Raw genomic sequence first — 12,140 nt, 5'->3', positions numbered from 1 at the left:
GCCCAAACGATAATGGCATACAGCCATCCGATGATCGGCGGTCTAGACGCCTTTGGTCGACGGCAGCAGTATCGTCAGGATGCCCACCAGTGGCAGGAACGAGCACAGTGTGTAGACGTACTCGATGCCGTGGCTGTCGGCGAGCAGTCCGAGCAAGGCCGCGCCGATCCCGCTGAAGCCGAACATCAGGCCGAAAAAGATCCCGGCGATCATGCCGACATTGCCCGGCACCAGTTCCTGGGCAAATACCACGATGGCCGAGAACGCCGAGGCGAGGATAAAGCCGATCACCACGCTGAGCACGGCGGTCCAGAACAGGTCGACGTAGGGCAGGGCCAGGGTGAACGGCGCGGCACCGAGGATCGAGAACCAGATGACTTTCTTACGCCCGATCCGGTCGCCGATCGGCCCGCCCGCGAAGGTGCCCACGGCCACCGCCCCGAGGAACAGGAACAGGTACATCTGGGAACTCGATACCGACAGGTGGAATTTTTCAATCAGGTAGAACGTGAAGTAGCTGGTCAGGCTGGTCATGTAGAAGTACTTGGAGAACACCAGCACCGCCAGCACCACCAGGGCAAACGTCACGCGGCCCTTGGACAAGCCGTGGGTGGCCTTGCCGCCTTGCTTGAGCTTGAACAGGTTGAGGTGGTTGCGGTACCAGCGGCTCAAGCCATACAGCACCAGGATCGCGAACACGGCAAACAGCCCGAACCAGGCGATGTTGCCCTGGCCGTAGGGAATGATGATCGCCGCCGCGAGCAACGGCCCCAACGCGCTGCCGGCGTTGCCGCCGACCTGGAAGGTCGATTGCGCCAGGCCATAGCGCCCGCCGGAGGCCAGGCGCGCGACGCGCGAGGTTTCCGGGTGGAAGGTCGACGAGCCGACGCCCACCAAGCCTGCCGCCAGCAGGATCGCCGGGAAACTGCCGACAAACGCCAGCATCAGGATACCGACCAGGGTACAGACCATGCCCGCTGGCAGCAGCCACGGCTTGGGATGCCGGTCGGTGTGGTAGCCGATCCAGGGTTGCAGCAGCGAGGCGGTCAGCTGGAACGTCAGGGTGATCAGGCCGACCTGGGTAAACGTCAGGCCATAGTTGGCCTTGAGCATCGGGTAGATCGACGGCAATACGGCCTGGATCAGGTCATTGATCAGGTGCGCCAGGGCACAGGCGCCGAGGATACGCAGGACTAACGGGCTTACGTGGGGCGGACTCGAGGTGGCGGCAGGTGATGCGGTCAGGGTCGACATGCAGGCATTCCATACAAGGCAGCGAACAGGGGCAGCGAGTACTTGAGCAGGCTGCCCATTTCAATTTGTTTCAGGGCTTATGCTAGATTCCCCAGGAATGCCTGTCTCGCGTAATTCGGGAGGCAACCATCGTAAAAAGGGCGAAATGATCAAATCACTGGATAAATTTTTGCAGGAAATCGATGAGGGCGACTGGGCCGTCATCAGTTCGGCCACCGATTATCCGGAAAACTGGGTGATCCCCGACCATAGTCACGAAAAGCATCAATTACTCTACGCCACCGAAGGCGTGATGGTGGTGCATTCGGCGCACAACCAATGGACGGTGCCGCCCAATCGCGGCTTCTGGATGCCCTGCGGGCACGTGCACTCCCTGCGTTGCGTGGGCGCCCTGAAAATGCGCAGCGTGTTCGTGCGCCCCGACAGTTTCCCCAACCTGCCGACCGAGACCAAGGCGGTGAGTATCTCGCCGCTGCTGAGTGAGCTGATCAAGGCCTCCGTGAGTTTGAAACCGCCCTATGCCGAAGACTCCCGCGATGCGCGGATCATGCACCTGATCCTCGACGAGCTGGCGCTGTTGCCGGCCTTGCCGCTGTCGCTGCCGCAGCCCGCCGATCTGCGGATCCAGCAGATCTGCCTGGCGTGGCAGGAGGACCCGGGCGATGCCTCCACCGTGGCGGATTGGAGCGAGCGCCTGGCCCTCGACCAGAAAACCATCCAGCGCCTGTTCCGCAAGGACACCGGCATGACTTTCGGCCAATGGCGCCAGCAGGCGCGGCTGCTGCTGGCATTGGAGCGTATCGCGGTGGGGCAGAAGATTATCGACGTGGCCCTGGAGCTGGGCTACGAAAGCCCCAGCGCATTTACCAGCATGTTCAAGAAACAGTTTGGCAAGACCCCGAGTCATTTTTTCCGCTGACGTCGGCGCAGTAGTCGTCCAGCAAGCCGTTGAATGCGTCGATATCCAGCGGTCGGCTGAGGAAGTAGCCTTGGCCTTCTTCACACGCCACGCTTTTGAGCATGGCCAGGTGCTCAGCGGTTTCGATGCCTTCGGCCGTGACCGTCAGGGCAAGGGCACGGCCCAAGCCGACAATGGCTTGGATAATCGCCTTGTCATCCTCGCTTTCCTCCAGCCGGGTGAGGAAGCTGCGGTCGATTTTCAGGCCATCGAACGGGAACGCCCGCAAGTAGCTGAGGGACGAATAGCCGGTGCCGAAGTCATCCATGGCAATGCGGATGCCCAGTTGCTTGAGTGTGCGCATCACTTCAAGTGCGCCGACGGCGTCCTCGAGCATGACGCTTTCGGTCATTTCCACCTCAAGGCGCGCAGGTTCGATACCTGAGGCGCCCAGGGCGTGGCGCACGCGCTCCACCAGGTTGCCGCGCTTGAACTCGGTGGGTGACAGGTTCACCGAGACGAACAGCGTGTCGGGCCACTGCGCCGCGCACGCACAGGCAGTTGCCAGTACCCAATCACTCAGCGCCAGGATCAGCCCCGATTCTTCGGCAATCGGAATAAAGGTGTCCGGGGCGATCAGCCCGCGTACCGGATGCTGCCAGCGCACCAGGGCTTCGGCCCCGACCATCTGCCCATCGGCGATGCGATAGCGCGGCTGGAAGTGCAGGCGCAGTTCGGCGTGCTTGATCGCAAAGCGCAGATCGCTCTCCAGGCGCCGCCGCTCGATGATCCGCGTATTCATGTCCCCGGAGTAAAAGCGCCAGGTATTGCGCCCGGCCGCCTTGGCCTCATACAGCGCGATATCGGCGTAGCGCAGCAGTTCGGTGGCATCGCGGGCATCGGTGGGCGCCAGGGCAATGCCGATACTGGCACTGATAAACACCTCTTGTTCGTCGATCTTGATCGCCTGCTCGATGGACTCGATCAAGCGCAGGCACAGGCTTTCGACTTCATCCTGGCTGCCGGCGTCGCTGAGGATCAGCACAAACTCATCGCCGCCGACGCGGGCCACCAGGTCGCCGTGGCGCACGCAGGCGGCCAGGCGGCCGGACACTTGATTGAGCACCCGGTCACCGGCGGCGTGGCCGAGCAGGTCATTGACCGGCTTGAAGCGGTCCAGGTCGAGGCTGAGCATCACCAGCGGCTGCTCGACGCTGGGCAGGGCCTTGAGTTTGCCGTCCAGGAATGCCTGCAGGCGCGTGCGGTTGGGCAGCCCGGTCAGGGCGTCGTGTTGAGACAGGTACTCGATGCGCCGACGTGCTTCGACTTCTTCGGTGACGTCGGTGGCCGTCCCGCGAAACCCGCCACAGGGCATTTCCCGGGCCGACAGCCGGGTTGTGCGCTCCTGTCCCTGGGCATCGATATAGCGGCATTGCACACTGATGTCCACGCGCCGGCCCGGAGTGCTCAGCCACTGCGACAGCAGGTCGGCCTCGGTGTCCAGCAGGTCGCTCATGGCCGCACCGAGCCAGGCTTGCCGGGTCAGGCCGGTGACGCTTTCGAAACGCTCCGACAGATAGGTAAAACGCCAGCCGACATCGATTTCCCAGACCCAGTCCGAGCTGGCCTCCACCACGTCACGAAAGCGCGCCTCGCTGGTGGCCAGGGCGGCCTGGCTGTCTTGCAGCGAGGTGTGGCTGGCATCCAGGGCGAGGGCGGCGGCGGTGGTGCGGCGCAGTATCACCCAGGTCATCAGGCACACCAGCAACGCGGCCAGGCCCAGCAGCGGCAGGCCTACGCCCATCAAACGCAGGCCGGGCCGGGCCGGTTCCCAGTGCAGGCTGCCGGCGGCGCCGTTGTCGCCCAGGGGGAAAACCAAGGTTTGGCCTATGTCATCGGGCGTGGCCACATGCAGCTTGCCCACGCCGAACTCATCGCCGATTGCGTGCAACTTGGCGCTGTTGAGGACATCGACGAAGATCAACACCGAGGCCGGCCGGCCATCGGGCACTACCGTGGGGTCGGTGCCGGGTGTGATCGCGGCGGCGGCCACCAGTGCCGGGCTGCCGCGTACATTGATGAACGCCGTGACCGGTGTTTCGTTTTCAGCCCCGGCACGCGCCTGCTCGATAATTTCGGTCAAGGGCTGGTCGAGCCACTGCGAGAGCTCGATGCTTTGCAGCTCGCCCTTGATCACCGAGTAGACCGTGCCATTGTCGTTATCGACCACAAACAGGCCTTGGAAACCGAAGTCCTGATACAGCGTGGCGCCGACGTTGCCGCGCGCGTAGGCCCAGTCGCTGTCCACGGTCATGTGCAGGTGCTTGTAGGCATCGCTCCAGAAGGCGTAGTCCTTGACGGTCACCCGCAGGGACTTCTCCAGGGATTGCACGGCTTTACGCGTATAAAACGCGCTTTCCTGCTGTTCGGAGTGATCCAGTTCGTGCGCGAGATAAACCAGGGAATAGGCGGCGGCGGCAAAGACCAGGGCCAGCAACGCCACGAAATTGAACAGCGACGTGCGCGCCAGCGACAGGCTGCTGCGGTCGGACAAGGTGCGGACGATAGGGGCGAGAGAGTTCGGCATGGTTTCCCGCAGGACGTCGCTGCAAGTCATTGGTATGACGGGTTATCGGCGGCGCGGGTAAAAAACTTAGCGCTTCGGTGTTGGCGGGCGTTGAAGCGCGGTGCGCCCTCGGGATGGCGGCTTCACCGGCAGGCTGTCGCCGTATTCAGCCCACCACGCCATCAGCGCCTGCAGGGTTGGCGCGAGCGCGCGGGCTTTGGCGGTTATTTCATATTCGACCCGGGGCGGTACTTCGGCGAACACCGTGCGGGTCACCAGGCCATCGTCTTCCAGTTCGCGAAGTTGGGCCGTGAGCATATGTTGGGTGATGCCGCCGATGGTCTTGCGCAGCTCGCCGAACCGATAGACCCGCTGGTTCAACAGCCACATGATTTCCAGTTTCCACTTGCCGCTGAGCAGTGAAAATGCACGCCGCATTTCTTCATGCATATTCAGCTTTTCAACGCTTTTAGTCTGGTTTTCCATACTGACTGCCACTTTTTCATCCTACTTGTGCGAATTCATCTCGGCGGGGATCTTAGCTGAAATTCATCCCTCACAGACTGGAGAAAACACATGTCCCGACTCAACGCAAAAGTCGCCATTGTCACCGGTGCCGGACGTGGTATCGGCCGCGCCACGGCCAAGCTGTTCGCGGCCCAGGGCGCCAAGGTCGCCGTGGTGTCGCGCACCCCGGAAAACGTCGCGCGCGTGGTGGCCGATATCCAGGCCGCAGGCGGCACGGCACTCGGCGTGGTGTGCGACCTGGCCGATGCGGCGCAGGTCAGCGCGGCGGTGGCGAACGTCGTCGCCACCTACGGCGGCATCGACATTCTGGTCAATAACGCATTCGACCCGTCCGTGGTGTTTTCCTCGGTGCTCGAGTTGCCGGTCGAACAACTGCAACGCAACCTGGACATGGGCCCGATTGCCTACCTGCGCACCATGCAAGCCTGCTACCCGTACCTCAAGGCCAGCGGGGCAGGGCGGGTGATCAACTTCGGTTCGCTGGCCGGCATCATCGGCCTGCAAGGCTACGCGCCCTACAACATGGCCAAGGAAGCGGTACGCGCGCTGACCCGCTCGGCCGCGCGGGAATGGGGTGTGGACAACATCACCGTCAATAACCTGCTGCCGGTGGCCGATACCTGGGGTGATAGCTATGACGCTCCGGCACCCACCAATGTGCTCGGGCGTTATGGCTCGCCGGAAGACGACATCGCGCCGGTGGCGCTGTTCCTGGCCAGCCAGGATGCGCAGTTCATCACCGGCTACAGCCTGACACCGGATGGCGGGCAGATCATCGACAGTGCGCGTTGACTGACCCGCGCAGCGGCCCAGGCGAGTATCGCCGCCATGCACAGTAGTGCGGCGCTCAAGGCAAACGTCACCTGGTAGCCGCACAGGTCAAACACCACGCCGCCCAGCGTTGCCCCGGCAGCGATTGCCAGTTGGATGATGGCAACCATCAAGCCGCCCCCTGCCTCGGCATCTTCAGGCAGGGTTTTTGCCAGCCAGGTCCACCAGCCCACCGGCGCGGCGGTTGCTACCAGGCCCCACACACAGAGCAGCGCGCCGGTGATAACGGGCGAACTGCCGAATGCGACCAACGCCAGGGCGATCACCGCCATCAATACGGGAATGGCGATCAGCGTGGGGTACAGGCCGTTCTTCAGGACACGCTCGATCAGCAGCGTGCCGGCCAAACCGGCCAGCCCGAGCACCAGCAACATCAGCGACAGCAGCGACACACCCACCTGGGTAACACCTTCCAGAAACGGCCGCAGGTAGGTGAACAGCATGAACTGGCCCATGAAAAACACGCTGACGGCCAGCATGCCCAGGGCCACCGGGGTACGCTTGATCAAGCGCAACAGGTGGCCGTTGCCGGCCTGGCTGCGGGGCGTGATCGACGGCAGGCTCAGCAGCAGCCACAGCACCGCGACCACGGCCACCGGCACCACGCAGAAAAACGCGCCACGCCAGCCGATCAAACCACCGAGGAAACTGCCCAGCGGTGCCGCGATCACGGTTGCCAGTGCGTTACCGCCATTGACGATAGCCAAGGCGCGCGGCACCTGGCCCTCGGGCACCAGGCGCATGGCGGTGGCTGCCGACAGCGACCAGAAGCCGCCGATGGCCACGCCGATGAGGGCGCGGCCCAGCATGAAGATCAGGTAGTTCGGCGCGAACGCTACCACGCTGCCGGACACGATCATCAGCAAGGTCAGCGCGACCAGCAGGCGCTTGCGATCCACGCGCGCCGCCACTCGGGCGATCACTAGGCTGGTGAGCAAGGCAAACAGGCCTGACACCGAAATACCCTGGCCGGCCTGGCCTTGGCTGATGCCCAGGTCGGCGGCCAGCGGGGTCAACAGGCTCACCGGCATGAACTCCGAGGCGACCAGGGCAAAGGCTGCCAGGGACAGGGCGAAGACGGCGCCCCAGCGGGGCGCGTGAGGGTTTATCGAGATCACTTCAAGTGACTTTTAAAGAAGCTGGTGAGCTTGGCGAAGGGGATCAGGTTGACCCGGTCGTAAAGGTCCACATGGCCGGCGTTGGGGATGATTACCAGCTCCTTGGGCTCGGCGGCACGGTTGTAGGCGTCTTCGCTGAACTCGCGGGAGTGGGCATCGGCACCGGCAATCAACAGCAACGGGCGAGGGGAAATGGTCTCGATGTCGTTGAACGGATAGAAGTTCATGAACTTCACGTTGCTGGTCAGCGTCGGCATGGTGGTGGTCTGCGGCGACGCGCCAGCCGGGGTGACTTCGCCGCGCGGTGTGCGGTAGAAATCGAAAAACTCATCGCCAATCGGGTTGCCGCTCCGCTTGAGCGGCGTGCCGCTGGTGTAGAGGGTCTCGCCGCCCTGGAATTCCACGTAACGCTGGTTGGCCGCCTGCACCAACACCTGCCGGCGTTGTTCCTCTGTCATGCCGTGCTTGAGACCGTTGCGGTTGGCGGCGCCCATGTCGTACATGCTGACCGTGGCAATGGCCTTGAGGCGTGGGTCGATCTTGGCCGCCGCGATGGCAAAGCTGCCGCTGCCGCAGATGCCGATCACGCCGATGCGCTCACGATCGACCTGCGGCCGGGTGCCGAGGAAGTCCACGGCGGCGCTGAAGTCTTCGGCGTAGAGGTCGGGCAGCACCGCATTGCGTGGTGTGCCTGCGCTTTCGCCCCAGAACGACAGGTCCAGCGACAAGGTGACAAAGCCCTGTTCGGCCATTTTGGTGGCGTAGAGGTTGGCGCTCTGTTCCTTGACGGCACCCATCGGGTGGCCGACGATCAGCGCGGCATTTTTCGAGGCCGGGGCGAGCTGTTTGGGCATGAACAGGTTGCCCGCCACCGGCATGCCGTATTGATTGTTGAAGGTGACTTTTTCGACGGACACCTTGTCGCTTGTGTAGAAGTTGTTGGCACCGTTGGACATGTCGGCTCCCAGAGAAGAGAACGAAATCACCAGCAGACTCAGGGTGAGCAAGAGGCTTTTCATGGATGGATCCTTGAGAAGGGGGTCGGCACATTTTCCCGGCGTGGCTGAGGGTTCTGTAGTGCGTTCCACTGGATTACTTGCCTGATCCTCTGAGTCTGGCGGGTTGCCGGGGACGCCAGCGGGCCGGTCGGGGTAAAGTCCAACGATCAGAGCAAAGGGCCCTTTATGAAGATCAATCAAATGCCCCTGGACGTGCTGGTCCACGCGATCGGCTCAAGGGTCTGCGTACCCGGCGACTACCCCATGCCCATCCCTGGCCTGGGCTTTTATCGGCGTGAGCAGCCCGCGACACCCGTGGTGTGCATGGTCGAGCCGAGCATCGTGCTGGTTGCCCAGGGTGAGAAGCGGCTGTGGGTCGGCGGCGAGGGGTACCCGTATGACACGGCACGATTTCTGGTCACGTCGCTGGATATACCGGCCAACTCCGAAGTGCTGGTCGCCAGCCCGAACCGCCCGTGCCTGGGCCTGACTTTCAAGCTCGACCTGCGCATCCTGGCCGAGCTGATCGCCCAGGGGGAGCTGCCGCCAACGCGTGAGCGGGCGGTGATGAAAGGCGTGGGGATTGGTGTCGTGACCGGCGCCATGCTCGCCTCATTTGCGCGCCTGGTTGAATTGCTTGATGAGCCCGAAGCGATACCGGTGCTCGCACCCTTGATCCAGCGCGAGATTCACTTCCGGCTATTGCAGAGCGACCAGGCCGGCCGACTGCGGCAGATCTGTTCCGTGGACGGGCAGGGTTATCGGATTGCGCGGGCGATCGATTGGCTCAAGCTCAATTACGACGTGCCGCTGCGCGTGGACGAACTGGCCGCGCGCGTGCAGATGAGCGCGGCGACCTTTCATCATCACTTTCGCCAACTGACGGCGATGAGCCCGCTGCAGTATCAGAAATGGCTGCGCCTCAACGAGGCGCGGCGCTTAATGTTGAACGAGCACCGGGACGTGTCCAGCGCGGCGTTCAAGGTCGGCTATGAAAGCCCGTCGCAGTTCAGCCGCGAGTACAGCCGGCTGTTTGGTGTGCCGCCCAAGCGCGATATGGCCATGCTGCGCGGCAAAGCGCCGGTCAGCGATCCGCTGGCGTCAAGTTAGCGTAGAAGATGCAGCCGATCAGCCGCGCAAACAGGCTGAGGGTTTCCGGCAGGTTGGGGTCGTCAAACAGCATCGCCCGGGAATCCAGCGCACACAGTGCGCCGAACAGGCGGCCATCCGGCAGGAAGATCGGCGCCCCGGCGTAGCTCTCGATGGCGTATTGCTTGACCACCGGGCGCGTGGCAAAGCGGCCATTGGCGCTGACCTGCGGGATGAACAGGGTCTGCGGGTTGATGCAGAACTCGCTGCACAGGGTGGTTTCCAGGTCGAGCACGTCATCGGCATGAATGCCCATGTCGAAGGGGTCGTGCGCTGAACAGACAATCCATTCCAGGTCAGTGAACTTGGCGATGCCGGCAAAGCGCATGCCCGTCAGGCGGGTGACCAATTGCAGGATGCTGGTGGTGGCTTCGATTTCGGCGATGGCAGCGCGTTCGTCGGCGCTGAGTAACGCGTGTGCGGCGGTGAAGCTTGGAAGCATGGTTGAACACTCCACTGGCGTGGCGGCCCTTGCCACCACGCTTGGTCAGGTCTTAATTGATACGCGGATGCTGCTGCACCAGGTTCTGGCGCTTGGCTTCCAGTTCGGCAATCTCGGCGTCGATGTCTTCGATTTTCTGCTCGATATTGTCGTGATGCTCCTGCAGCAACTCCTTCGCTTCTTCCATGTCCGACGCAGCCGGCGCGGCGCCGCGCAGGGGTTTGTTGGCGGTTTCCTTCATGGTCAGGCCGGTGATCAGGCCGACCACCGCAAACACCATCAGGTAGTAGGCGGGCATGTACAGGTCGTTGGTGCTTTCCACCAGCCAGGCCACCGCGGTAGGGGTGACGCCGGCGATCAATACGGAGACGTTGAACGCACTGGCCAAGGCACTGTAGCGCAGGTGCGTGGGGAACATCGCCGGCAGCGTGGACGCCATGACGCCGATGAAGAAGTTAAGCACGACGGCCAGGATCAGCAAGCCGGCGAAGATCAGGCCGGTCTTGCCGCTGGTAATCAGCATGAAGGCCGGAATGGCCAGGAACAGCAGGCCGATGCTGCCGGCGATGATGAAGGGCTTGCGGCCGATCTTGTCGCTGACAAAACCGATGAACGGCTGCACGAACAGCATGCCGACCATGATCGCGATGATGATCAGCACGCCGCTGTTTTCGGAGTAGTGCAGGTTATGGGACAGGTAGCTCGGCATGTACGTGAGCAGCATGTAGTACGTCACGTTGGTGGCCGCGACGATGCCGATGCAAGTCAGCAGGCTGCGCCAGTGCTTGGTGGCGATCTCCTTGAACGACACTTTCGGGCCATGGGTCAGGCCTTCGCGGTCACCCTGTTCGAGCTTGTCGACATGCTGTTGGAACGCCGGGGTTTCTTCCAGCGCATGGCGCAGGTACAGGCCGATCATGCCCAGGGGCAGGGCCAGGAAGAACGGCAGGCGCCAGCCCCAGGCCTCGAAGTCGGCTTCGCCCAGCACGCTGGAGATCAGCACCACGACGCCGGCACCGAGGACGAAACCGGCGATGGAGCCGAAGTCCAGCCAACTGCCGAGGAAACCGCGCTTGCGGTCCGGCGCATATTCGGCGACGAAGATCGAGGCGCCGGTGTATTCACCGCCCACCGAGAAGCCCTGGGCCATTTTGCACAGCAGCAGCAGGATCGGCGCCCAGATGCCGATGGAGGCATACCCGGGGATCAGGCCGATGGCGAAGGTGCTCAGCGACATGATCACAATGGTCGCGGCGAGGACTTTCTGGCGTCCGTATTTATCGCCGAGCGCGCCGAAGAACAGGCCGCCCAGGGGACGAATCAGGAACGGCACGGAGAACGTCGCCAGTGCCGCGATCATTTGTACGCTGGGGGAGGCGTCGGGAAAGAACACCTTGCCCAATACATAGGCGACAAACCCGTAGACACCAAAGTCGAACCATTCCATGGCGTTACCCAGTGCGGCGGCGGTGATCGCCTTGCGCATCTTGGCGTCGTCAACAATGGTGATGTCTTTCAAACCGATGGGCTTGACGCTTTTCTTACGTAATTTCATGCGGACCACTCTAAAACAGAACAGGGGAGGTGCCATCGTTGCAATGGCACCGCTCTGTCAGTTCAGATACAAGCGGACATGAAATAATTCACCGCTATTTGCGTTTTTTTGCCTGGGGCGCAATTTGCGTGCAATGGGCTGGGTTTCTGGGGTGAGCACCTACCCTTGGGCAAACCCGCTCGCCACAGTTGTAAAGAGGACTTATCCCGATGCCTGCCACCGTTTCCCGCCTTGTCTATCGTCCGCCACAGCCTGGGGATGTGCAGCGATTATTCGCGATCTTCGGTGACCCGCTGACCAGTCTCTTCAATCCCTCCGGGCCCATGCCCAGCCTGTCCGCGGCCCAACGCCTGCTCGATCACTGGCTCCAGCAGTGGGCCGACAACGGCTATGGCTAGTGGGCGGTTGCCCGTATTGACGCGCCGGACTGCATCATCGGCTTTGGTGGAGTCGCCCCGCTTAACTACCTCACGCAACCGCGCGTCAACCTGGGCTACCGCTTTGCCGTGGAAGCCTGGGGGCAGGGCTACGCCACTGAGCTGGCACGCGATGCCCTGGCGTTGGCGTTTGACACCCTCCGTTTGCCGGAAGTGTTCGGCCTGGTGCGGCCCGATCACGCGGCGTCGATCCGTGTGCTGGAGAAGGTCGGCATGCAGCCGTTCGGTGTGCTCGACGATGTGCCCGGCAAGGCGCCGAGCCGGGTCATGCGCATTTGTCATCCTACAACCTAGCCGCGCCTGACACTTTTCACACCCGTGAGATCGCCCGCAAAAGCCGTAATCTTTCAGATTGACAGCGGGT

10 protein-coding genes and 1 pseudogene are annotated in these 12,140 nt (G+C 62.7%); 4 read left to right on the top strand and 7 right to left on the bottom strand.

Going from position 1 to position 12,140, the window contains the following annotated elements:
* Positions 1 to 42: 42 nt before the first annotated feature.
* Positions 43 to 1,254, bottom strand: coding sequence for an MFS transporter (locus NIBR502773_RS01260; protein WP_141155130.1), 1,212 nt, complete (start codon positions 1,252 to 1,254; stop codon positions 43 to 45).
* Positions 1,255 to 1,351: 97 nt separating this feature from the next.
* On the opposite strand from NIBR502773_RS01260, the gene NIBR502773_RS01255 reads away from it, so the two are divergent.
* Positions 1,352 to 2,173 carry a helix-turn-helix domain-containing protein gene (locus tag NIBR502773_RS01255; protein WP_065942075.1) on the top strand — a complete coding sequence of 274 codons (822 nt, stop codon included), beginning with the start codon at positions 1,352 to 1,354 and terminating at the stop codon, positions 2,171 to 2,173.
* On the opposite strand, the gene NIBR502773_RS01250 is transcribed toward NIBR502773_RS01255, so the two are convergent.
* Both NIBR502773_RS01250 and NIBR502773_RS01245 read right to left on the bottom strand, forming a co-directional pair.
* Complete coding sequence (locus NIBR502773_RS01250) at positions 2,130 to 4,739, bottom strand: EAL domain-containing protein (RefSeq protein ID WP_115488365.1); 2,610 nt, start codon at positions 4,737 to 4,739, stop codon at positions 2,130 to 2,132. The genes NIBR502773_RS01255 and NIBR502773_RS01250 overlap by 44 nt on opposite strands.
* Positions 4,740 to 4,805: 66 nt before the next feature.
* Complete coding sequence (locus NIBR502773_RS01245; RefSeq protein ID WP_199275504.1) at positions 4,806 to 5,156, bottom strand: helix-turn-helix domain-containing protein; 351 nt, start codon at positions 5,154 to 5,156, stop codon at positions 4,806 to 4,808.
* Between the two features lie 138 nt (positions 5,157 to 5,294).
* Here NIBR502773_RS01245 and NIBR502773_RS01240 point away from each other — a divergent pair, with 138 nt between their 5' ends.
* Positions 5,295 to 6,038, top strand: coding sequence for an SDR family NAD(P)-dependent oxidoreductase (locus NIBR502773_RS01240; RefSeq protein WP_065942077.1), 744 nt, complete (start codon positions 5,295 to 5,297; stop codon positions 6,036 to 6,038).
* On the opposite strand, the gene NIBR502773_RS01235 is transcribed toward NIBR502773_RS01240, so the two are convergent.
* On the bottom strand, positions 5,990 to 7,195 hold the full coding sequence (locus NIBR502773_RS01235; protein ID WP_141155129.1) for an MFS transporter: 1,206 nt from the start codon (positions 7,193 to 7,195) through the stop codon (positions 5,990 to 5,992). The two genes, NIBR502773_RS01240 and NIBR502773_RS01235, sit on opposite strands and share 49 nt — an antisense overlap.
* Positions 7,192 to 8,214: an alpha/beta hydrolase gene (locus NIBR502773_RS01230; RefSeq protein WP_141155128.1), complete on the bottom strand. Its 1,023-nt coding sequence runs from the start codon at positions 8,212 to 8,214 to the stop codon at positions 7,192 to 7,194. The genes NIBR502773_RS01235 and NIBR502773_RS01230 overlap by 4 nt, the downstream gene beginning before the upstream one ends.
* A gap of 165 nt (positions 8,215 to 8,379) precedes the next feature.
* Here NIBR502773_RS01230 and NIBR502773_RS01225 point away from each other — a divergent pair, with 165 nt between their 5' ends.
* Positions 8,380 to 9,303 (top strand): AraC family transcriptional regulator, encoded by a 924-nt coding sequence (locus NIBR502773_RS01225; protein WP_141155127.1) that lies wholly within the window; start codon positions 8,380 to 8,382, stop codon positions 9,301 to 9,303.
* Here NIBR502773_RS01225 and NIBR502773_RS01220 read toward each other — a convergent pair.
* Together NIBR502773_RS01220 and proP are read right to left on the bottom strand one after the other, a co-directional pair.
* Complete coding sequence (locus NIBR502773_RS01220) at positions 9,278 to 9,784, bottom strand: GAF domain-containing protein (protein ID WP_027608500.1); 507 nt, start codon at positions 9,782 to 9,784, stop codon at positions 9,278 to 9,280. The genes NIBR502773_RS01225 and NIBR502773_RS01220 overlap by 26 nt on opposite strands.
* Positions 9,785 to 9,836: 52 nt before the next feature.
* On the bottom strand, positions 9,837 to 11,339 hold the full coding sequence (gene proP, locus NIBR502773_RS01215) for a glycine betaine/L-proline transporter ProP (protein ID WP_027608499.1): 1,503 nt from the start codon (positions 11,337 to 11,339) through the stop codon (positions 9,837 to 9,839).
* A 209-nt stretch (positions 11,340 to 11,548) separates the two neighbouring features.
* Here proP and NIBR502773_RS01210 point away from each other — a divergent pair.
* Positions 11,549 to 12,070 (top strand): annotated as a pseudogene (locus tag NIBR502773_RS01210) (GNAT family N-acetyltransferase).
* Positions 12,071 to 12,140 lie beyond the last annotated feature (70 nt).

It is taken from the genome of Pseudomonas sp. NIBRBAC000502773 (assembly GCF_006517195.1).
In the GTDB taxonomy this organism is placed as follows: domain Bacteria; phylum Pseudomonadota; class Gammaproteobacteria; order Pseudomonadales; family Pseudomonadaceae; genus Aquipseudomonas; species Aquipseudomonas marginalis.
This window is presented reverse-complemented; position numbering and strand designations above follow the sequence as displayed.

Coding starts and splice junctions, on each gene's coding strand:
- NIBR502773_RS01260 (WP_141155130.1), bottom strand. CDS start 1,254: ATGTCGACCCTGACCGCATCACCTGCCGCCACCTCGAGTCCGCCCCAC.
- NIBR502773_RS01255 (WP_065942075.1), top strand. CDS start 1,352: ATGCCTGTCTCGCGTAATTCGGGAGGCAACCATCGTAAAAAGGGCGAA.
- NIBR502773_RS01250 (WP_115488365.1), bottom strand. CDS start 4,739: ATGCCGAACTCTCTCGCCCCTATCGTCCGCACCTTGTCCGACCGCAGC.
- NIBR502773_RS01245 (WP_199275504.1), bottom strand. CDS start 5,156: ATGCGGCGTGCATTTTCACTGCTCAGCGGCAAGTGGAAACTGGAAATC.
- NIBR502773_RS01240 (WP_065942077.1), top strand. CDS start 5,295: ATGTCCCGACTCAACGCAAAAGTCGCCATTGTCACCGGTGCCGGACGT.
- NIBR502773_RS01230 (WP_141155128.1), bottom strand. CDS start 8,214: ATGAAAAGCCTCTTGCTCACCCTGAGTCTGCTGGTGATTTCGTTCTCT.
- NIBR502773_RS01225 (WP_141155127.1), top strand. CDS start 8,380: ATGAAGATCAATCAAATGCCCCTGGACGTGCTGGTCCACGCGATCGGC.
- NIBR502773_RS01220 (WP_027608500.1), bottom strand. CDS start 9,784: ATGCTTCCAAGCTTCACCGCCGCACACGCGTTACTCAGCGCCGACGAA.
- proP (WP_027608499.1), bottom strand. CDS start 11,339: ATGAAATTACGTAAGAAAAGCGTCAAGCCCATCGGTTTGAAAGACATC.